The sequence below is a fragment of the Geobacillus sp. FSL W8-1251 genome (genome assembly GCF_038005945.1).
In the GTDB taxonomy this organism is placed as follows: domain Bacteria; phylum Bacillota; class Bacilli; order Bacillales; family Anoxybacillaceae; genus Geobacillus; species Geobacillus stearothermophilus.
This window is the reverse complement of record NZ_JBBOUF010000001.1, coordinates 1,049,903-1,069,065: the sequence shown is the minus strand read 5'-3', so window position 1 is coordinate 1,069,065 and position 19,163 is coordinate 1,049,903. Positions and strand designations below refer to the sequence as shown.

The following is a 19,163-nucleotide window of genomic DNA, read 5'->3' as shown; positions in this document are numbered from 1 at the left end:
CGTTCACTCCTTTTCTTCCATCAATGTCAGGCAATAATCAATCACGGCTTTCGCGGATGGGCGCACCGTTTGTTGAGAAAACGTCATTTCCGCCTGTTTGGACGGTTTTGTATTCACTTCGATGATCCATGGCCGTCCATGGACGTCAATGGCCAGATCGACGCCAAACTCTCCATACAGTCCTTCCGCTTCCGAGGCGAGAACGGCGGCGGATTCCAGTGCGATTTCTTTCAGAAGCTGTTTCTGCTGGAACACGTCCGCTCTCGTATACCACTTCCGCAAGACATCATTGACTGCCATCAGTACTCCGCCGCGGGCAAGGTTCGCGACAAACTGCTCGGGAGGGGCCGCGCGGGCGACCGCTGACGTGACGCGCCAATCGTTGTGGCGGATGCGATGGCAAAGAAGGCGAAAATCGACAGGGCGGCCGTCAATCGTTTGAAGTTCAAGGCCTTGCTGGATGATCATCGGCGTCCGGATTTGTGGCTGCAAGGCAGAAACGGCCGCGGCAACCGAGCGGTATAGCGCCGATGACGAAGAGGTGGAACGGCGGAGACAAATTCCTTCATCGGTGCATTCAATGCGGAAAATCCCCCGCCCTTGGCTTCCGTGCACAGGCTTGAGAAAGACGGACGGGAAGGCGGCGAGAAACGCCTCGAGTGAGTCTTGGCCGTCCCACAGCGCCGTTTTCGGCAAGTACGGATGCAAGTACTCATGCCGCTCCAAATAACGGTGCACCTCCCATTTATGCAAAAAGCGGCGGTTGAACATCGCCCCGTCTTCCTCGTCAAGCCGGGCGAGCAGCTGCTGAAAGGCAGGCGCATATTCAGACTTGCGGGAGTGAAGGCGGTTGTAGACGACGTTCGCCCGCGGCACGCCCCCCTTGATCCATTCGCTGCCGGTTAACCGATATCCGGTGTGCTGCAAATAGAGTGACGGCGATGTGACATAAACAAAAAGGTTGTGCGTTTCTCCATATTTTACTAGTTCCTCACAAAAAAGGTGGATGGAGCCAAAAGAGGCCCGTTCCCGGTCTTCCTTTATTTCAGTCAATACGGCAACGGTTCGTTGGTTGCTCATCGCAGTCCCTCATTTGCGCATTTGTCAGGCAAGTTCTATAATGAACAATTAGGCAAACGTTTATATCGTATCGTATGATGAGAGCCGCTGTTTGGTGACAGCGGCGCGGATGAAAGGGGAAGGCGATGGGGACGTTCATTTATTTGTCGTTTATGGTGGCGGTTGGAGCGCTTATCGGCGGGGTGACGAATTTGATCGCCATTGTCATGTTGTTCCGCCCGCACGAGCCGATGTACTTGTTTGGGAAACGGCTGCCGTTTACGCCCGGCTTGATTCCAAAACGGAGGCGGGAACTGGCGGAACAGCTTGGGAAAACGGTTGTCGAGCATTTGGTGACGCCGGAAGGGCTCCGGCGCAAGCTCAACGATTCAGCCTTCATGGCGGGGGTGGTCGAGGAAGGACGGAAGTGGCTGAAACGGTGGCTGGCGCGCCGGGAGACGCCGGCGCAGTTGCTTGAGCGCCTCGGCATTCGTTCTCCGGATGAGCGTCTTGAGGCGTTGGCGGCCGGACAAGCCGCGCAGGCGTATGAGCGATGGAGCCAAACGTGGCGCACGCGGCCGATTTGCGATATACTGCCGCTTGAGTTGAAAGAAACGATGGAAGCGCGCATCGAGCAGCTGGCCGGTTACTTGGCCGACCGGGCGCTCGAGTATTTCAGCAGCGCGGAAGGAAAACAACAGCTTTCCGGCATGATCCAACGCTTTTTTCAAGAGCGGGGAATGGTCGGGGGCGTGCTGCAAATGCTGCTTGGCAATGTCAATTTAGTGGATAAAGTGCAGCCGGAAATCGGCAAATTTTTGCGCCATGCCGGCACAAGGGCGGCGATCGCCCGCCTCCTTTGGACAGAATGGAACAAATGGATCGACTATCCGCTGGCAACGGTGGAGGAGATGGTCGGACGAAGACGCATGAGCGAGGCGGTGCAGGCCGCAGCCCGCGGCCTCGTCCGGGGAAGCGGCTGGCTGCACCGCCCGCTCGCCGATCTTCTTGCGCCATATGAACAGGACGTACTCGACCGGTTCGTTCCGCAGGCGGTTGCCGCTGCTGTCCGCCTGCTCGGCGATCAGATGGAGTCGGTTGTGGCGCAGCTTGGATTGGCAGATGTCGTTCGTGATCAAGTCGAATCGTTTTCGCTCCGAAGGCTGGAGGCGATCATTTTGGCCATCGCCCGACGCGAGCTGAAGATGATCACCTATTTAGGCGCTGTGCTTGGCGCAATAATCGGCGCCGTCCAGGGCATGATCGGCCTATGGTTGTAGCAGCGAGTCATATGACCGCCGACTGGCGCATACGCTAGAACGTAAACGATATTGAAGTGGGAGGCTTCTTCTTATGTCCGAATCTCTTCGTGCGCTCGCAAGACAGCTTGAACAGGCGATCTGGGCGAGCGAGCCGTTTCAGCAGCTGAAACAGGCGTACGATCATGTCCGACACGACGACACCGCCTATCGGCTATTTGCTAACTTCCGTGACATTCAGCTTCGGCTACACGAAAAACAAATGCGTGGAGCCGCTATTTTGCCGGATGAAATTGAACAGGCGCAAAAGGCGATGGCGCTTGCCCAGCAAAATGAGAAACTGGCCCGTCTGATGGCGCTCGAGCAGCAAATGAGCATGACGATCGCGGAAGTGCAACAAATCGCCATGAAGCCGCTTGAAGAGCTGCATCGTTCATTTATGGAAGGAAGGTAGGAAAAACACCCGGTCGGGTGTTCTTTTTTTGCCCGTTTCGTCATAGTCATAAAAATGATAAGGAATGCAAAGCCGCCCCCAGCTTGCTGGCGGCGGCAAGAGAGGTTGAGACGGACAAAAGGGGGAGACAGCCGTGTATAAGCTGTTGGCACTCAACATTGACGGAACGATTTTAAAAAACAACGGCCGCCTGCCGCGCGAAACAAAAGAGGCGGTCGACTATGTGAAGAAAAAAGGAGTTTATGTTACGTTAATCACGAGCCGCAATTTGCTTTCCGCCCGCAAAGTGGCGAAAGCGCTGCGGCTTGATGGGATGCTCATTGCATTCCAAGGAGCGATGATTGCCAGAACGCTTGATGATAGGCTGTTTGACGCCGTGATCCCTGAGGAGCGGACGTTTAATATCGTGCAAATTTTGGAAAATTTCAACTGCAACATCCGCCTCATGCATGAGCGGTATTCGCTCGGCAATCGGAAGAAAGTGAAGAAAAACCTTGTCGTGCAAACGGTTCTCTCCTCAAGCGACCCGTTTTTCTATCCGACTCAATTTGTCGATTCACTTGGCGATGTGCTGATCGACGAACCGATCGCTGTGCCGAAAATTGATGTATATTTTGCTACAGACGAACAGAGGGATGCAGCGGCCGCTTTATTGACGAAATCGATTCCGTCCATTGATATGATTATGCAGCCAAACGGAAAAATGGAAATTGTCCCGCAAGGAGTGTCTAAACTAGCGGGGTTGCGCCGGCTGGCTCAACATATCGGCGTGTCGTTGAAAGAAACGGTTGTCATTGGCGACGGCCTTGACGATTTGCCGGCGATTGAAGCGGCTGGGCTTGGCGTCGCGATGGGCAACGCGCCGCTTGAGGTGAAGCGGGCGGCCGACTGGGTGACGCGTTCGAACGAACAGCTCGGCGTCGCCTACATGGTGAAAGAACATTTCCGCAAGCAGCAGCGAATCGAGTTTTTGCAAAAACTCAAAACGAAACAGTAAGAGGCTTGAGCGGGGAGCGAACCGTGAGCGGACAACTGGCGCTTGCCGTTTTCACGAAAATCATAAAAATGAGGCCGGAGCGAATGTCCGGCTTTTTTTTTTAATCTAGTTGGCCGGGAGAGAGTCATTTCCATAAAGTCGGCGGCAAAGGTGCATTCTTCCGCTTGACGAAGGAAACAGCCGTTCAGTACACTGAAAGAAGTTTGAAAGAAAAGGTGATGAACGTGCGGATCGAAATTCAAGGACTGCCGCATCCGGAACGGTTTCAGCGCCCGCTTGAGGTGATGACCGAGCTGTTCTTCGAAGCGCCGGAGCTGTTGCTCGTGCCGCTTCCCGAGGCCGATATGGCCGTTATGTTTTCCGTCAAGAAAGACGGGGGCATCGCTGTTTCGGGGACGCTGCTTGACAAGACGTCGGGGCGCGTGGAGGAAGTAAGTCATGAACGCAGCACGCCGGCGGATGCTGACGGGAAAACGTACGAAAAACAGCTGAAAAACGCCGTTTTGCATGTCTATTTGACGTTGCTTGAGCGTTCTACCGGCCTCATTCAGCCGTGGGGCGTGCTGACCGGCGTCCGCCCGGTCAAGCTGCTTCATCAGCTTTTGCGCTCAGGCCTTTCGAAAGAAGAGGCGCATCGGAAGCTGGCCGAGGAGTACTTGGTGACTAAGGAGAAAATCGAACTAATGCAGGCGATCGTGGATCGCCAGCTCACGGTCGTGCCGGATTTATACGATTTGGCTCATGAAGTGAGCATTTATATCGGTATTCCGTTTTGCCCGACGAAATGCGCGTATTGCACATTTCCAGCGTACGCCATCAACGGCCGCCAAGGGTCGGTCGACGCCTTTTTGGCCGGCCTTCATTACGAAATGGAAGCAGTCGGCCGCTTTTTGCGCGAGCGCGGCATTCGCATTACGACGATCTACTACGGCGGCGGGACGCCGACGAGCATTACGGCCGACGAGATGGATCGGTTATACGCTCATATGTATGACGTATTTCCAGACGTCGACCGCGTCCGCGAAATCACGGTCGAAGCCGGGCGTCCGGATACGATTACGCCGGAGAAGATTGACGTATTGAAAAAATGGAAGATCGACCGAATCAGCATCAATCCACAGTCGTACATTCAAGAGACGTTAAAAGCGATTGGCCGCCATCATACCGTTGAAGAAACGATTGAGAAGTTCCACTTGGCGCGGCAGATGGGGATGAACAACATCAACATGGACTTAATCATCGGACTGCCGGGCGAAGGGCTTCCAGAGTTTACGTATACGCTTGAACAGACGGAACGGCTTCTGCCCGAGTCGCTGACCGTTCATACGCTGTCGTTTAAGCGGGCGTCGGAAATGACAAAGAACAAACAAAAGTACAAAGTCGCCAGCCGCGAGGAAGTGCAGGCGATGATGAAGGCGGCCCAGGAGTGGACAAAGGAGCACGGTTATGTCCCATATTACTTGTACCGACAAAAAAACATTCTCGGCAACTTGGAAAACGTCGGCTACGCCTTGCCGGGGCACGAGAGCCTATACAACATTATGATCATGGAAGAACAGCAGTCGATCATCGGCCTTGGCTGCGGGGCGTCAAGCAAATTCGTCGATCCGAAAACGCGGAACATCACCCGCCAGGCGAATCCAAAAGAGCCGAAAGTGTACAACGAACATTTCGCCGAATATACGGAAGAGAAAATCAATCTATTAAAGGGAATATTTGGATAAATAACAACACCCCGGGAACAACCCCGGGGTATTTTGATTAGCGGTGAAATAAAATGAGCTTGCCGCTGGCATTGACGCAACGGTGTGTTTTGTCCCAACAGCCGCGCTCACGCAATTTTTGCTCGCCGATTTTTTTCGCTTCTTCATCATTGGCGGCTTCAAACGTTTCATCAAGCAATTTTTCCCCGTCGCGCTCAAACGCGGTCAACGTATACGTCGGCATGTCACCATCTCCTTTCGCTGAATCATCATTCATTTCTCTTTCGTTTAGAGGTTGGATCGGCAAATTCCTGCTTTTATCTGAAACTTCGCGGTTCGTCTGTTTGCCTTGGAGGAACCGTCTCTGAATGATATCTTTATTGCGCGATGTATATGTTTGTTTTGATGTATGGAGGAATGATCGCGACGGAGGTGGCGACGGAAAAATCGTCGCGCGTGATGGAAATTTTAGTGTCAAGCGTCCCGCCAGTCCAACAGCTGTTTGGCAAAATCATCGGCGTTGCGCTTGTCAGCTTGACGCAATTTTTCGTGTTTTTCGCCGTTGCGTTCGCCGCGTTAAAAACGAGCGGGCAGGAAGTGTGGCGTTTCCTCGGATTGGATCACCTGCCGGCCTCGATCTTTGTGTATGCACTCGTTTTTTTCTTGCTCGGTTACCTCTTGTATGCGGTGCTGTTTGCCGTGCTCGGTTCGCTCGTCAGCCGGGTTGAGGATGTACAGCCGGCGATTACGCCGGTCATGATGCTGGTTGTCGCTGCCTTTATGATCGCGATGTTTGGCTTGAATGCGCCAGAGGCGGCGTTCGTGACCGGCGCCTCGTTTGTTCCCTTTTTCGCTCCGATGCTCATGTTTTTGCGCATCGGCCTCGTTTCCGTGCCGGGGTGGGAAGTGGCGCTTTGCCTTGTGCTTTTAGCGGCGACGACTGCCTTGCTGATCTATTTTGGCGCCAAAGTGTATCGAGGCGGTGTGCTGATGTATGGACGAATGAACATTTTCAAGGATGTGAACTACCCCACTTAATTTTCTAGCGAAAATTTGAAGTGGGGGCTTCCAAAGAAGTTTGACTGCTTCAAGCAATCCTTATTCTTTGAGGCGTGTCCACTTCGCCGCTAGAGCATAAGACACTCAGGTCTACAGCTTTACTTTTCTTTAAGATGTTTAATGCGCCATTGACATCAGCATTCATTAGTTTGCCAGACTTTGTTCGATACAAGCCGCGCTTAATACGTTTGCCGCTGAACTTATATTCTTTTGGATTGTCGGCATTATATTCAGGAATCTCATCGCCGTCAAAAAAGCTGGCTTGAGACGTATAGGATTCTTCCTGTTTCAAGAATTCAATGCCGTAAAATTCACAAAGATATTCTATATATATGCTCATTGAAAAGTTAACCTTCGTATAAGTGGTGCCCACTCCGGTTATACTGCTCCTAAGGAAAAGCATGGAAAAGGAGCGGAATTCTGCATGAAACGTCTCAAAATCACCAACGATCACGGATGGACACCTCGGACACTTCGCAAACAGGAACGGAAAATCAAAAACACCCTTCTTCGCCAACGGGTGATGGCGGTTCGCCTGGTCATGGAAGGCTATTTGGGCAAAGAGGTGGCCTCCATGGTCAACGTGTGCCGACAAACCGTTTCCCATTATGTGTCGCTGTTCAACGAAGGCGGTCTGGAGCTCTTGCTTCATCGGGATTTCGCCCCCGGGCGGGAGCCGTTTCTCACCGAAGAACAGCAGGAAGAGATCAAACAGCTTGTGTTGACCACCACTCCCGCGGAACTGGGCTGGGACGTCGCTTCGGCGTGGAACACCAAACTCCTGCAATCCTATGTCGAAAAGCACTTCGGTGTTTCCATTTCCCGCGAAGCGTTGCGAAAACTCCTGCACCGCAAAGGGCTGTCGTGGACACGGCCGACCTACACATTGGCGAAAGGCGATCCGGATCGACAAAAGAATTTTGAGAAACAGATCGACTTCATAAAAAAAAACTTAATGGATCCTGATTCGGTCTTGTTGTACCTTGATGAAACACATATCCGCTCTTACCATGTCTTGCGGTCCACATGGTCGGAAGTCGGCCGCCAAAAACAAGTGCCGACGTTCGGCCATCATGCCCACGTATCGCTGTTTGGCGCGGTCAACATCCACGATGGCGAAACGGTGCTTCATCAAACGACCGCTGCCAATGCCGCGACGTTCTTGGATTTCTTGAGAATGCTCAAAGAGCGCTATCCGGACCGTCTCATGGTCTTGGTGTTGGATAACGCCCGCATTCACCATGCCAAAATGGTCAAGGAGTTTTTGCAGGAAGAAGGGCAGTGTTTTCACTTTATTTACCTTCCTCCCTATTCGCCACAGCTGAACCCGATCGAACGCTTATGGAAATGGCTGAAAGATACGGTGATTGCCAATGTATTTCACAAGGATCGCAACGATATCATTCAAGCCATTACTCGGTTTGTCCACTACATCCACGAACGTCCGGAGGAAGTGCTGCAGCGCTTAGGGTGTGCAGGATGACTGAGAAGTTAACTCTTCATGTTGCATGTATATAGTTTTTCTTTTATGTTACCGAGAGGAATATTGACAAAGTTTTGATTTGTCTTTTTTCCTAGATTCATATTGCATTGCCATGTTTCCGCATAGCCAATGACAAGTTTGCCAATTTGATTTTCAATACAGTAGTTAATGATGTAACGGCAAGTCTTGTTGATATAATCATTCACTTTATTATTGCGATTCATAGCAAGCAAAGCCTGTTTACGAGTGGTGCCTTTGATTTTTTGCTTATCTTTTATGCTTTGAAGTCTGGCATTTTCTTTGTTAAACCATTGATTTATACTTTTTAATCTCCGCCCATCAATGATGAATGATCTGCCGTCTGATGTGACACAAGTGGCAAGATTGTTTAATCCTAAATCAATTGCCAGTGCTTTTTGGTCGTTTAATTCTCTTTGATCTTCAGGCATTTCATATTTGTACTGAATCTCAAAGAACCTGGCATGATGCTTAGGAATGATTTCAATCTGCTTAATCTTTTTGTCCAGTAACACAGGCGGAATCGTTATCGTGATAGGCTTGTGAGTCTTTTTAAATAGGCGAGAATACGGTATCGTGAATTTGTTGCCGTCTATACGAATCTGGCCAATGATCAGTGAATGAAAGCCATCTTTTTTAAGATATTTTGGAATACTGATAGCCTTGTGGTCATATTTTCCTTGTTTGGCAAGACTGATCAAACCAAAGAAAGATTTAAAGGCTTCATTGACCTTTTTTAAAATTTGCTGTGCCATGTTGCTGTTTAACAGCTTATAGTTTTCGTTAGTTTTTGCAAGATGATCGTTTTTCTCATAATTAAGAAATTCCTTGTGTTCAAAATAGTATTGTCTGACATTGTACAATCCGACGTTGTACATGTTCTTGGCAATATGGCACAGTTCTCGAAGAGTCAAGTATTCTTCTTTGGTCAAACCATTTAGCTGTTGTTTGATACAAAAATACATTTTTTCACCTCCCATCTAACTATATTATACTATATTTTACTGAATCTATCCTATTTTCAGCAAAATATAGTTAAGGCGATTCATCTCCCACTTACTCCGCTTCGCTTCGTTGAAGTGGGAGTCTTCTCGCCTAATTAAGATAAAACGGGCCATTCAGCTAACAAAAAAATAAACAGTGGACGGGCCGTTTGGGCTAATGTTCCCTTGCCGTTTCGGCAAGGCTTTCTTTTTGCCCTTTGCCCGTTATGATATACTAGAAAGTACGTACAGAGAAACGGAGGAGAACGAAGTGGCGAAAGGCATCATCCATTATGAGGTTGGGGAACAAGTTGATCTCTTTTTGCTCATCAAATCCGCAACGAAAGGCATCGCCAGCAATGGCAAGCCGTTCTTAACGTTGATTTTGCAAGATAAAAGCGGCGACATTGAAGCGAAACTGTGGGATGTCTCGCCAGATGATGAAGAGCGGTATGTGCCGGAGTGCATCGTCAAAGTGGCGGGAGACATCCATAACTACCGTGGCAAATTGCAGTTGCGCATCCGTTCGATCCGTCCTGCTCATCCGGGCGATGCGGTGCGCATCGATGACTTTTTGGAGACGGCTCCGCTCGGGCGCGAGGAAATGAAGGCGAAAGTGATGGAATACATATTTGCGATGGAAAATCCAAACATCCAGCGCATTACCCGCTATTTGTTGAAAAAATACGAAAAGGCGTTTTTTGAGTACCCAGCGGCGACGAAAAACCATCATGAATTCATCTCCGGACTGGCGTACCACGTCGTGTCGATGCTCGAGCTCGCCAAGGCGCTCGTCCATCTCTATCCGTCGCTCAATAAAGACTTGCTTTATGCCGGCGTCATTTTGCATGACCTTGGCAAAGTGATGGAATTATCTGGTCCGGTATCGACGGTGTATACGCTGGAAGGAAATTTGCTCGGACACATTTCGATCATGGTGAGCGAGATCAGCAAGGCGGCGGAACAGCTCGGCATTCAAGGTGAGGAAGTCGTCATTTTGCAGCATCTCGTGTTGTCGCATCACGGCAAGGCGGAATGGGGCAGCCCGAAGCCGCCGCTTGTCAAAGAAGCCGAGGTGCTTCATTACATTGACAATTTGGATGCGAAAATTACGATGATCGACCGTGCGCTTGAGAAAGTAAAACCAGGTGAATTCACCGAACGCGTCTTTGCCCTTGACAATCGCTCGTTTTACAAGCCGGTGTTTTTATCTGTTTCAAAGCCAAAAAACGCGGGTAGTAAAGAGTAGGGGGCGGATCAAGGGAGGGATGGATCATGATCGAACCGATCATTGAAATCGTCCCGACATCCCAGCACGAACAGGCGAAAGAAACGTTGAGCGAACTGCGCCGACAGTGGAAGAAAACGAAGAAGAAAACAAAGAAGAAGCGAAACGAAGCATAAGCGTTGTCCCGAGGAAAGAGGCGGTGTCCCCGCCTCTTTCTTCATGCATACAGCTGGCCGTTCACGCGTATAGTGTAGTAAGACAAGCGTACAAGGAGGGGATGGCGATGTTCAGTTTGCCATGGTGGATTTATTTGGTCGTGGCCGGCATTATTTTCAGCGGCTACATGACTGTAAAAACAGCGGCGCGCGAGCGGGAAATCGACGAGGCGTTTATAGAAAAAGAAGGCGAAATTTATATGGAGCGCATCCGTCAAGAACGGGAGCGGCGGAAGCAAGCGAAGTCCTTGCAATAGCCAAGGGCTTTCTTTTTTTGATTTTTGAAAACGCTTTTTTAAAAAATTCTCTTTCTTTTTTTTTGAATCGTGTTAGGATAGTAATATCAACGGACTACCAGGAGGCAAAGTGAGGGATAACAATGAAACGCGCGTACAACTTCAACGCTGGCCCGTCCGCGCTTCCGCTTCCGGTGCTTGAGCGGGCGCAAAAAGAGCTGCTTAATTTTCAAAACACCGGCATGTCGGTGATGGAATTAAGCCACCGAAGCAAGGAATACGAGGCGGTGCACAATGCGGCGAAAGAGCGGCTCAAGCGACTTCTAAATGTGCCGGACGGGTATGACGTTTTATTTTTGCAAGGCGGGGCGAGCTTGCAGTTTTCGATGGTACCGATGAACCTCCTCACGGAAGGGAAAATCGGCTGTTATGTGCTGACCGGGGCGTGGTCGGAGAAAGCGCTGAAAGAAGCGCAAAAAATCGGTTTGACAACGGTTGTCGCGTCGAGCAAAGAAGCGAACTACACGTATATTCCGCCGCTCGATGATGTGAAATGGCCGAAAAACGCCGCCTATGTCCATATTACGTCCAACAACACGATCTTCGGCACTCAATGGAAGGAATTTCCAGACACGCCGGTTGACCTGGTCGCGGATATGTCGAGCGATATTTTAAGCCGTCCGTTCGATGTCAGTCAATTTGCCCTCATTTACGCCGGGGCGCAGAAAAATCTCGGCCCGTCAGGAGTCACGGTTGTCATTCTCCGCAACGATTTGCTGGAGCGCATTCCGGACGGGCTGCCGACGATGCTGGATTACCGGACGCACCAGAAGAGCAATTCGCTGTACAACACGCCGCCGACGTTTGCGATTTACATGCTGTCGCTCGTGCTCGAATGGGTCGAAGAGCAAGGCGGTGTGGCGGCGATGGAAGAGCGCAACCGGCAAAAGGCGGCCATGCTGTATGAGGCGATTGATGAAAGCGGCGGCTTTTACAAACCGCACGCCGAAAAGGGGAGCCGTTCGCTCATGAACGTCACCTTTACGCTTCCAAATGAGGAGCTGACGAAAACGTTCCTCGCCGAGGCGAAAGAACGCGGGTTTGTCGGGCTCGGCGGGCACCGATCGGTCGGCGGCTGCCGGGCGTCGATTTACAATGCGGTGCCGCTTGAGGCGTGCGAAGCGCTCGCATCGTTTATGAACGATTTTCGCCGCCGCTTTGCCTGAAACTTTCTTCTTCACTTTTGTATTGCAAAGTGATATAATAATAGAAAATTCTCGAGCATGAGAATAGATGAGAATAGATGAGGAGAGATGAGCATGAATGCCAGAACATTAGTATTGATGGCGCTGTTAGTCGGAATCGGAGCCGTGTTGCACGCCGCCATTCCGGGGTTGTTTTTCGGAATGAAGCCGGATATGATGCTGGCGATGATGGTGTTGGCGATTTTGCTGTTTCCAAACGTCAAGGCAGCCGGTCTTGTCGGCGTCGCCACCGGGTTGATTTCCGCCATGACGACGACATTTCCGGGCGGGCAGCTTCCGAATATGATCGACAAAATCATCACGGCCTTCGTCGTCTTTGCCCTGATCTTTGCGGTGAAAAAGTACAGCCAGACCGTGGTCGGGGCGGCGGTGCTGGCGGCTGTCGGCACCGTCATTTCCGGGTCGGTGTTTTTAACCGCGGCGCTCCTTATTGTTGGGTTGCCGGGTGGAACGACCTTTTCTGCGCTGTTTGTCACGATTGTGCTGCCAACCGCGGCGTTAAATGCGGTGGCCATGGCCATTATCTATCCGATTGCGGCGTCCATTTTCCGGCGGATGAACGTCACAGCACACGTGTAAACGGCAAAAACCCGATCATGACTGGTCGGGTTTTTTGCTATCAAACAGGCGGAACGATGCTGGTTTGCAGCTCCTTCCCTGTCTTTATTTATTTGAAAATTCAAACAAATGCTAAGCGTAGCTGAGAAGCCAGGCGGCAAACAGACAAAGCGATGCTATTCCAATATAGCGCAAAGCTTGCTCTTTGAGCAGCGCCTTTGGCGGGTACGCCCGCGCTTTCCATAAAGAAAAGAAAGTGTTTATAAAAAGACAGAAAAATACGAATCCGATTGCGGCAAGCATCCATTGTATATACATCATTGCGTTTTCCCTCCTGTATGCGGCAGTCTCCTTAGGCTTATTACTATGAATATGCAAAAAAATCATAAAAATAAATATTTTTGTCTTTATTCTTTTTTGTTTTATTGATATAATAGGAAATAAAAAATACGGTGAGGGAAAGAGTGGGTGGAACGATGAAGGGGACAGAACAGCATTATTCCGTTAAAGAGGCAATGCTATTTAGCCAACGGATCGCCCAGCTGAGCAAGGCGCTATGGAAATCGATTGAAAAAGACTGGCAGCAATGGATCAAGCCATTCGATTTGAACATTAATGAGCATCATATTTTATGGATTGCTTACCATTTTAAAGGAGTATCGATATCAGAAATTTCCAAATTTGGTGTGATGCACGTTTCGACAGCTTTTAACTTTTCGAAAAAACTGGAAGAAAAAGGACTTCTTTCATTTTCCAAAAGGCAAGACGACAAGCGCAATACGTACATTGAGTTGACCGAAAAAGGCGAAGAAGTGTTGATGAAGCTGATGGAGACGTATGACCCGACGAAAAATGCCGTTTTTAATGGGGTGCTGCCGTTGCGCGAGTTGTACGGAAAGTTTCCGGAAATTTTAGAAATGATGTGCATCGTCCGCAATATTTATGGCGATGATTTCATGGAAATTTTTGAGCGGGCGTTTGAGAACATTAAGGAAGACTTTGTCGAGCAAGACGGCAAGCTCGTCAGGCGGACGGCGAAAGCGACAGAGCAGGAGAAAGAGCTGGCCAGCCAGGCTAATTGACGGTTTGAATGAGCATTTTCAGCTCGGTCATCAGCGGCACAAACAGTTGTTGGGCCAACATGGCGTCAACCGTTTGTTCGAGCGGAAGGTTCGGATGGAGCATCCCGGCAAACTGCACGAGCAGAGGGGTGAAAATCGTCAACCCTTCCGCTTTTTGCCGCTCATATTGCTCGGCGAGCTCTTGGCAAAACGATAGGAATGCGTCGACTTCTTCTTTGGTCAAATCAGCGCGGATCACAAGGGAGTAAAACGGTTTTTTCATTTCATCGACCATTTCCAGCAACAATGACTGGTGAAATTCGAGCTTGGCCACTCGCTTTTCCAACGACTCCATACACCGTGCTCCTTTGGCTGGCATAAAGTGCAACCGTGTTTACGTATATTTTACCGGATTTGTGCGCATTCACCAATAGGGAAAATCGCTTCACCGTATTTTTCGAGAGAAAAAAGATTGATTTCCGGCGGCGGACGAGGTAAAGTTAAAGCCATGGACGGTGTTTGGTGAAGATGAGAAGGAGGGGAAGAGTTTTGGCGCTTTACTTTATCCCTCTGGCAGTGGCGGTTTTATTTTTTCTGAATCAGCTCACTCACTCGTTTTGTGCGCAGCGAGACATCCCGGAGGAGCAGCAGCCGGCGGTTTTCCGGACGATCAACGTACTGATTACGATTTTATTGATTTCTTCTTATTTTGAAGTGTTGTTTACATAACGAGGAGCCGGTGCGGCCGATCGGGAAAGAAGAAGCAAGAGGGTGTTCCCGGTTTCGGGGGACACCCTCTTTTGTTTAGTAGATGACGCAGGCGCAGCCGACAATGATTAGCAAAATAAACAGCACAACAATCAACGCAAAGCCTCCGGAATAAGGTGTGCTCATCGTAACACCCCCTTTCGTAAGAAGAAGCCTGTCGAGCGCTTCATCCTCATCATATGTATGACAAGCGTGCATGTTATGGGCGGATGACTAAAGCGGAAAGAGGTTTTTTTTTCATTGAAAATATGGTATAATTATTGTCGTGGCTGAAGAGGCGAGCATGTTGTTTCTTGGGCGCGCTTGGGCGCCATTCGATCTGCGCCGCTTGAAAGCGTGGGAACATTCAATCGAAAAAAGATGTAGGAGTTGTGAAGCGAATGAAAAAATGGATGATGGCCGCTGCCGTCGTTTCGCTCATGGCTTTGTCGGCCTGCAGCAACGACGGTTCGGAAGCGATTGTGGAAACGAAAAACGGCAATATTACGAAAGACGAATTTTATAATGAGATGAAAGAGCGCGTCGGCAAATCCGTCCTTCGTGATTTGATTGACGAAAAAGTGTTGAGCCAAAAATACAAGGTAACCGATGAAGAGATCGACCGCGAAATCGAACGAATCAAGGAAGCGTATGGAACGCAATATGATTTGGCCGTGCAGCAGAACGGAGAAAAAGTGATCCGCGAAATGGTCAAGCTCGATTTGCTGCGGACGAAAGCAGCCGTTGAAGACATAAAAGTGACGGAGAAAGAGCTGAAGGAGTATTATGACAACTACAAGCCGAAAATTCGTGCCAGCCATATTTTAGTCAAAGATGAAAAAACAGCAAAAGAAGTAAAGGCGAAGCTTGATAAAGGCGAGGATTTCGCCAAGTTGGCCAAAGAATACTCCCAAGATCCAGGTTCGGCGTCCAACGGCGGCGATTTAGGCTGGTTTGGCCCAGGGAAAATGGTCAAGGAGTTTGAAGAAGCCGCCTATAAGCTGAAAGTCGGCGAAGTGAGCGATCCGGTGAAAACGGATTACGGCTACCATATCATTAAAGTGACGGACAAAGAAAAGAAAAAGTCGTTCAACGAAATGAAAGACGAAATTGTGTTTGAAGTCAAACGGAACAAGCTTGATCCTGCGACGATGCAGTCAAAAGTGGACAAATTGGTGAAAGATGCCGGTGTTGAGATCAAAGACAAAGATTTACAAGATGTGATCGAGCAGCAAGGAAAACAGTAAAAAAACGGAAGCAGAACATCCCTGCTTCCGTTTTTTTATTTGTGGGCTTGACCTTTCTGCTGTTCAACAACGGGAGATCAGCCGAGCTGCTCGCGAATGGCGGCCGCGATCGCCTGCAGGTCAGCGGGCGTATAGTCGCTTGCATGCGACTTCCAGACCGCGCCAAACCCATCCCCTTTGCCGTAGCGTGGAATGAGGTGAAGATGGTAATGGAACACCGTCTGCCCCGCTTGCTCGCCATTGTTGTTCAATAAGTTGAGCCCGACGGGGGAAAACGCTTTATTCAGCGCGTTGGCGATTACCGGCACGGCGCGAAACAGACAGCCGGCTGCCTCCGACGTAAGCGTAAAAACGTTTTCTGTATGTACTTTTGGGATGACAAGCGTATGCCCTTTCGTTACTTGGCTGATATCCAAAAAGGCAAGCACATGCTCGTCTTCGTACACTTTCGCCGCCGGCAACTCACCGTTGACGATTTTGCAAAAAATGCAATCACTCATAGGAACGGTCACCCTTTCCTTTCGTTTTCTTCATTTTACCATAAAAAAACCGGGATGTAATCCCGCATGCGGTTACATCCCGGCTGGTGAAAAGGGGAGAGGATGATTCAATCAAATGTGCGTTTGATGAACACCCCATTTGCGACAAAGTCGTTTAGGCGTGAGCGCTTCCTTTGTTCAACGCGACCATCCCCTTTGGACAGGTTCGTTGCTTCTCAGCAACAGACAGATGGCCCTTGTTCATGAACGGTTTACAACGTCTTGCGGCTCACAACGGTGTCTTTGACGAACACCCCATTTCAGATGGATCGTTCATCAGCCTTTGCTTGGTGAATCCCCATCCCCTCTTCGCTATTTATCATGCCCGCAGAGGCAGTGTTTATGCAGGGAGGGGCAACAAACTTTTTTGGTAAAAACCGCTTCTCTTTGATACAATGGGGGCAAAAGCCATTTCGCGGTGGAAGGGGTTAGCGGACGATGGCGCTTTTGCAAGTGGATCATATATCCGGAGGGTATACAGCGCAAAACGTGCTTGAGGATGTGACATTTTCGGTTGAGCGCGGCGAAATAGTGGCCTTGATTGGCTTGAACGGGGCCGGGAAAAGCACGACAATCAAACATATTATCGGTTTGATGGAGCCGCGCCGCGGGACGGTTTCGATCAACGGCTATACGCTCGCGGCCGAGCCGGAGGCGTACCGGAAGCAGTTTGCCTTTATTCCGGAAACGCCGGTGTTGTATGAAGAACTGACATTGGAAGAACACTTGCGTCTAGCGGCGATGGCGTACGGGTTGAGCGAGGAGGAATACGAACGCCGCCTTCCTCCCTTGCTTCGCGAGTTCCGCCTCGAGCGGCGTCTTTCTTCGTTTCCGGCCCATTTTTCCAAGGGGATGAAACAAAAAGTGATGATCGTTTGCGCCTTTTTGCTTGAACCGCCTCTTTATATGATCGACGAGCCGTTTCTTGGCCTTGATCCGCTTGCGATTCATGCGCTGCTCGAGCGGATGAATGAACAAAAGGCGAAGGGAGCCGGCATTTTGTTATCAACCCATATTTTAGCAACAGCCGAGCGGTATTGCGACTCGTTTGTCATTTTGCACCAAGGGCGCGTGAAAGCGAAAGGAACGCTTGATGACATCCGCCGCCAGTCCGGGTTGAAACATGCGACGCTTGATGAGGTGTACATTGAATTAACAAAGGATGATGCGCCATGATGGACGCCGGCAAGCTTTGGCAGGAGCGCTTTCGAGCGGAGGGGAGGCGAAGGCTCCGGTACTTGCGTTACATGTTCAATGACCATTTGCTTGTCGGCCTGTTCATCGTGTTGGGCTGGGCGGCGGTCGTGTATAAACGCTCGATCGAACAGCTCCCCCCCTCATTTCCGTACCCAGCCATCGCTGCGGCGGTGTTTGGTTGGGCGGCGGCGTCAGGCTCGGTGCGCACCTTGTTTCGTGAAGCGGATATGGTGTTTTTGCTGCCGGCCGAGCGCCGGCTGCGTCCATATATTCGCCGGGCGTTTGTTTTCTCTGCAGTGTGGCACTCCTACGGCCTATGTTTGCTTCTTTTGGCGGCCGGACCGCTCCATGTCCGGTTTTCGCCGGTGCCGTGGCCACTCTTTTTGCTAGGCATCGTCTGTTTAAAACTATGGAATTTATGGGCGAGTTGGAAGGGGAATTACATCGCTGAACCGTCGTTTCATCGTTGGAGCGCGCTTGTCCGCTTGGGCGCATCGGCGCTTGTCGTGTACTTTTGGCTGGCGGCGGCGCCGTGGCCGTTTTTCGGAACGGTCGCCGCGTTGATGGCCGCTCTTTCCGTCTGCTTATGGCGGTGGACAGAAGGGAAAACATGGAAGTGGGAGCGGCTCATCGCCGAAGAGCAGCGCGCAGCCCGATTGTTTTACCGGGTGGCCAACTTGTTCACGGACGTTCCGGAATGGCGGGAGACGGCGAAGCGGCGGCGTTGGCTCGACCCGTTGCTGGCCTTTATTCCGTACGGGCCGCGGCACGTCTTTTTCCATTTGTATGTACGCACGTTTTTGCGCGCCGGCGAGTACGCAGGGCTGTATGTGCGGCTAACCGCCATCGGATGCGTCGTGCTCGCGGCGGCCGACCATGAATACATGAGGGCGGCCACGGTGCTTTTGGTGTTGTATGCGACCGCTGTTCAATTGGCGGCGCTTCCTCATCGCCACCGTTATTCGCTATGGACGCGGCTGTACCCGCTGCCGCGGACGGAATCGCCCGCCGCTGCCATGCGGCTGTTCGCCATCTTGCTCATCGCGCAAAATACGTTGTTTCACCTTGTATTGGCTGCTGTCTCCCCCCGTTTTCTTTGGCTTGCCACTTGGGTGGGCGGAAACGCGTGGGGGATCTGGGCGGCCGGGCGCTATGGACGCCCGCGCCGGAGGGCCAACGCCGGCTATTAGCGCTTTTCGAGCCAAGGCCGGCGTCTTTCTTTTTTGAAAGGGGCGACGGAAAGCCCTTAACGTGCTGTTTCTGCTTGATGCTCTCCCAGCGCAGCGCTTCTTTTTTGTTTCACACCTTCTTTCCCGCTTCATATGCTGTAGTACACCAGCCCAGGCGCATGTCCGGCGGGCCGGGCTGGAAGTTGGGGAAAGGGGATTGTGTATGGGTGTAGAGCTTGTGGCGCTGCACTGGATTTACTTGCTGTTTATCATGCTCATCATTGGGTTTATGGTTGCCCGCAAAGATACATCGCTCGTTTGCATTGCTGGGATCTTTTTGTTGGCGGCGGTCGCTACCCATTCACTGAGCGCGGCAGTCAGCGGGGTGTTTAACAGTTTTATTTACGCCATTACCGAATTGCTGCCGCCGATTTTGGTCATCTCAATCATTGTGTCGATGAGCAAAGTGTTGTCGGCGACCGGCATCAATGATGTCATGGTATCGCCGTTTGTCCGCTTGATCCGCACGCCGGCTTGGGCGTATTGGACGATCGGGATTTTGATGATGGTCATCTCCTGGTTTTTCTGGCCGTCTCCAGCCGTTGCCTTAATGGGGGCGGTGCTGTTGCCGGCAGCGGTCCGGGTGGGCTTGCCGGCGTTAGGAGCGGCTAGCGCCTACAAAAGAA

The 19,163-nt window shown here is 50.8% G+C and carries 20 protein-coding genes and 4 pseudogenes; 17 read left to right on the top strand and 7 right to left on the bottom strand.

Features of this window, described 5'->3' with window-relative positions:
• Nucleotides 1-3: 3 nt before the first annotated feature.
• Complete coding sequence (locus NSS88_RS05605; protein WP_033013850.1) at nt 4-1,080, bottom strand: YheC/YheD family endospore coat-associated protein; 1,077 nt, start codon at nt 1,078-1,080, stop codon at nt 4-6.
• A gap of 125 nt (nt 1,081-1,205) precedes the next feature.
• On the opposite strand from NSS88_RS05605, the gene NSS88_RS05600 reads away from it, so the two are divergent.
• The 4 genes from NSS88_RS05600 (at nt 1,206) to NSS88_RS05585 (ending at nt 5,493) form a co-directional block, all read left to right on the top strand.
• Nucleotides 1,206-2,339 (top strand): DUF445 domain-containing protein, encoded by a 1,134-nt coding sequence (locus NSS88_RS05600; protein ID WP_033013849.1) that lies wholly within the window; start codon nt 1,206-1,208, stop codon nt 2,337-2,339.
• Nucleotides 2,340-2,412: 73 nt separating this feature from the next.
• Nucleotides 2,413-2,772 carry a YlbF family regulator gene (locus tag NSS88_RS05595; RefSeq protein ID WP_033013848.1) on the top strand — a complete coding sequence of 120 codons (360 nt, stop codon included), beginning with the start codon at nt 2,413-2,415 and terminating at the stop codon, nt 2,770-2,772.
• Nucleotides 2,773-2,905: 133 nt separating this feature from the next.
• The gene (locus tag NSS88_RS05590) at nt 2,906-3,769 is read left to right on the top strand and encodes a Cof-type HAD-IIB family hydrolase (protein ID WP_049624764.1); all 864 of its coding nucleotides are present in this window, start codon (nt 2,906-2,908) and stop codon (nt 3,767-3,769) included.
• A 218-nt stretch (nt 3,770-3,987) separates the two neighbouring features.
• The gene (locus NSS88_RS05585; protein WP_341085353.1) at nt 3,988-5,493 is read left to right on the top strand and encodes a coproporphyrinogen III oxidase; all 1,506 of its coding nucleotides are present in this window, start codon (nt 3,988-3,990) and stop codon (nt 5,491-5,493) included.
• A gap of 37 nt (nt 5,494-5,530) precedes the next feature.
• Here the strand turns inward: NSS88_RS05585 and NSS88_RS05580 are convergent, their stop codons facing one another.
• Nucleotides 5,531-5,716, bottom strand: coding sequence for a YhzD family protein (locus NSS88_RS05580; RefSeq protein WP_015374028.1), 186 nt, complete (start codon nt 5,714-5,716; stop codon nt 5,531-5,533).
• Between the two features lie 131 nt (nt 5,717-5,847).
• On the opposite strand from NSS88_RS05580, the pseudogene NSS88_RS05575 reads away from it, so the two are divergent.
• Nucleotides 5,848-6,510 (top strand): annotated as a pseudogene (locus NSS88_RS05575) (ABC transporter permease); the annotation flags it as partial.
• Between the two features lie 49 nt (nt 6,511-6,559).
• Here NSS88_RS05575 and NSS88_RS05570 read toward each other — a convergent pair.
• Nucleotides 6,560-6,859 (bottom strand): annotated as a pseudogene (locus tag NSS88_RS05570) (zinc ribbon domain-containing protein); the annotation flags it as partial.
• A gap of 96 nt (nt 6,860-6,955) precedes the next feature.
• Between NSS88_RS05570 and NSS88_RS05565 the strand changes: the two are divergent.
• Nucleotides 6,956-8,014 (top strand): IS630 family transposase, encoded by a 1,059-nt coding sequence (locus tag NSS88_RS05565; RefSeq protein ID WP_339239467.1) that lies wholly within the window; start codon nt 6,956-6,958, stop codon nt 8,012-8,014.
• Nucleotides 8,015-8,037: 23 nt separating this feature from the next.
• Here NSS88_RS05565 and NSS88_RS05560 read toward each other — a convergent pair.
• Nucleotides 8,038-8,997, bottom strand: a pseudogene (locus NSS88_RS05560) (RNA-guided endonuclease InsQ/TnpB family protein); the annotation flags it as partial.
• Nucleotides 8,998-9,286: 289 nt separating this feature from the next.
• On the opposite strand from NSS88_RS05560, the gene yhaM reads away from it, so the two are divergent.
• The 6 genes from yhaM (at nt 9,287) to NSS88_RS05525 (ending at nt 13,599) form a co-directional block, all read left to right on the top strand.
• Entirely contained in the window at nt 9,287-10,264 is a 978-nt protein-coding gene (gene yhaM / locus NSS88_RS05555) for a 3'-5' exoribonuclease YhaM (RefSeq protein WP_055358330.1), read from the top strand.
• 26 nt (nt 10,265-10,290) lie between these two features.
• Entirely contained in the window at nt 10,291-10,419 is a 129-nt protein-coding gene (locus tag NSS88_RS05550) for a hypothetical protein (RefSeq protein WP_033013844.1), read from the top strand.
• A gap of 107 nt (nt 10,420-10,526) precedes the next feature.
• Entirely contained in the window at nt 10,527-10,715 is a 189-nt protein-coding gene (locus NSS88_RS05545; RefSeq protein ID WP_033011581.1) for a sporulation YhaL family protein, read from the top strand.
• A gap of 122 nt (nt 10,716-10,837) precedes the next feature.
• Entirely contained in the window at nt 10,838-11,920 is a 1,083-nt protein-coding gene (gene serC, locus NSS88_RS05540) for a 3-phosphoserine/phosphohydroxythreonine transaminase (protein WP_055358331.1), read from the top strand.
• Between the two features lie 93 nt (nt 11,921-12,013).
• The gene (locus NSS88_RS05535) at nt 12,014-12,538 is read left to right on the top strand and encodes a tryptophan transporter (protein ID WP_055358332.1); all 525 of its coding nucleotides are present in this window, start codon (nt 12,014-12,016) and stop codon (nt 12,536-12,538) included.
• 455 nt (nt 12,539-12,993) lie between these two features.
• Complete coding sequence (locus NSS88_RS05525) at nt 12,994-13,599, top strand: HTH-type transcriptional regulator Hpr (protein ID WP_200910058.1); 606 nt, start codon at nt 12,994-12,996, stop codon at nt 13,597-13,599.
• Here NSS88_RS05525 and NSS88_RS05520 read toward each other — a convergent pair.
• Nucleotides 13,592-13,933: a YhaI family protein gene (locus tag NSS88_RS05520; RefSeq protein ID WP_055358334.1), complete on the bottom strand. Its 342-nt coding sequence runs from the start codon at nt 13,931-13,933 to the stop codon at nt 13,592-13,594. The genes NSS88_RS05525 and NSS88_RS05520 overlap by 8 nt on opposite strands.
• 194 nt (nt 13,934-14,127) lie before the next feature.
• Between NSS88_RS05520 and NSS88_RS05515 the strand changes: the two genes are divergently transcribed.
• The gene (locus NSS88_RS05515) at nt 14,128-14,307 is read left to right on the top strand and encodes a hypothetical protein (protein WP_033013838.1); all 180 of its coding nucleotides are present in this window, start codon (nt 14,128-14,130) and stop codon (nt 14,305-14,307) included.
• A 75-nt stretch (nt 14,308-14,382) separates the two neighbouring features.
• Here the strand turns inward: NSS88_RS05515 and NSS88_RS05510 are convergent, their stop codons facing one another.
• Nucleotides 14,383-14,472: a YjcZ family sporulation protein gene (locus tag NSS88_RS05510; RefSeq protein ID WP_101878870.1), complete on the bottom strand. Its 90-nt coding sequence runs from the start codon at nt 14,470-14,472 to the stop codon at nt 14,383-14,385.
• A gap of 254 nt (nt 14,473-14,726) precedes the next feature.
• Between NSS88_RS05510 and NSS88_RS05505 the strand changes: the two genes are divergently transcribed.
• Nucleotides 14,727-15,572: a peptidylprolyl isomerase gene (locus NSS88_RS05505; protein ID WP_055358335.1), complete on the top strand. Its 846-nt coding sequence runs from the start codon at nt 14,727-14,729 to the stop codon at nt 15,570-15,572.
• Nucleotides 15,573-15,649: 77 nt separating this feature from the next.
• Here the strand turns inward: NSS88_RS05505 and NSS88_RS05500 are convergent, their stop codons facing one another.
• Nucleotides 15,650-16,072, bottom strand: coding sequence for an HIT family protein (locus NSS88_RS05500; RefSeq protein WP_055358336.1), 423 nt, complete (start codon nt 16,070-16,072; stop codon nt 15,650-15,652).
• A 477-nt stretch (nt 16,073-16,549) separates the two neighbouring features.
• Between NSS88_RS05500 and NSS88_RS05495 the strand changes: the two genes are divergently transcribed.
• From NSS88_RS05495 to NSS88_RS05485, 3 genes and pseudogenes are all read left to right on the top strand, one after another.
• On the top strand, nt 16,550-17,287 hold the full coding sequence (locus NSS88_RS05495) for an ABC transporter ATP-binding protein (protein WP_055358337.1): 738 nt from the start codon (nt 16,550-16,552) through the stop codon (nt 17,285-17,287).
• Nucleotides 17,284-18,498: an ABC transporter permease gene (locus tag NSS88_RS05490; RefSeq protein WP_055358338.1), complete on the top strand. Its 1,215-nt coding sequence runs from the start codon at nt 17,284-17,286 to the stop codon at nt 18,496-18,498. Before NSS88_RS05495 ends, NSS88_RS05490 begins: the two co-directional genes overlap by 4 nt.
• A gap of 202 nt (nt 18,499-18,700) precedes the next feature.
• A pseudogene (locus NSS88_RS05485) lies at nt 18,701-19,153 on the top strand (hypothetical protein); the annotation flags it as partial.
• Nucleotides 19,154-19,163: the final 10 nt, after the last annotated feature.

Bases quoted from the DNA above. Each gene is read 5' to 3' on its own strand.
- NSS88_RS05605 (WP_033013850.1), bottom strand. From the start codon at position 1,080: ATGAGCAACCAACGAACCGTTGCCGTATTGACTGAAATAAAGGAAGAC.
- NSS88_RS05600 (WP_033013849.1), top strand. From the start codon at position 1,206: ATGGGGACGTTCATTTATTTGTCGTTTATGGTGGCGGTTGGAGCGCTT.
- NSS88_RS05595 (WP_033013848.1), top strand. From the start codon at position 2,413: ATGTCCGAATCTCTTCGTGCGCTCGCAAGACAGCTTGAACAGGCGATC.
- NSS88_RS05585 (WP_341085353.1), top strand. From the start codon at position 3,988: ATGAACGTGCGGATCGAAATTCAAGGACTGCCGCATCCGGAACGGTTT.
- NSS88_RS05580 (WP_015374028.1), bottom strand. From the start codon at position 5,716: ATGCCGACGTATACGTTGACCGCGTTTGAGCGCGACGGGGAAAAATTG.
- NSS88_RS05565 (WP_339239467.1), top strand. From the start codon at position 6,956: ATGAAACGTCTCAAAATCACCAACGATCACGGATGGACACCTCGGACA.
- NSS88_RS05550 (WP_033013844.1), top strand. From the start codon at position 10,291: ATGATCGAACCGATCATTGAAATCGTCCCGACATCCCAGCACGAACAG.
- NSS88_RS05545 (WP_033011581.1), top strand. From the start codon at position 10,527: ATGTTCAGTTTGCCATGGTGGATTTATTTGGTCGTGGCCGGCATTATT.
- serC (WP_055358331.1), top strand. From the start codon at position 10,838: ATGAAACGCGCGTACAACTTCAACGCTGGCCCGTCCGCGCTTCCGCTT.
- NSS88_RS05535 (WP_055358332.1), top strand. From the start codon at position 12,014: ATGAATGCCAGAACATTAGTATTGATGGCGCTGTTAGTCGGAATCGGA.
- NSS88_RS05525 (WP_200910058.1), top strand. From the start codon at position 12,994: ATGAAGGGGACAGAACAGCATTATTCCGTTAAAGAGGCAATGCTATTT.
- NSS88_RS05520 (WP_055358334.1), bottom strand. From the start codon at position 13,933: ATGGAGTCGTTGGAAAAGCGAGTGGCCAAGCTCGAATTTCACCAGTCA.
- NSS88_RS05510 (WP_101878870.1), bottom strand. From the start codon at position 14,472: ATGAGCACACCTTATTCCGGAGGCTTTGCGTTGATTGTTGTGCTGTTT.
- NSS88_RS05505 (WP_055358335.1), top strand. From the start codon at position 14,727: ATGAAAAAATGGATGATGGCCGCTGCCGTCGTTTCGCTCATGGCTTTG.
- NSS88_RS05500 (WP_055358336.1), bottom strand. From the start codon at position 16,072: ATGAGTGATTGCATTTTTTGCAAAATCGTCAACGGTGAGTTGCCGGCG.
- NSS88_RS05495 (WP_055358337.1), top strand. From the start codon at position 16,550: ATGGCGCTTTTGCAAGTGGATCATATATCCGGAGGGTATACAGCGCAA.
- NSS88_RS05490 (WP_055358338.1), top strand. From the start codon at position 17,284: ATGATGGACGCCGGCAAGCTTTGGCAGGAGCGCTTTCGAGCGGAGGGG.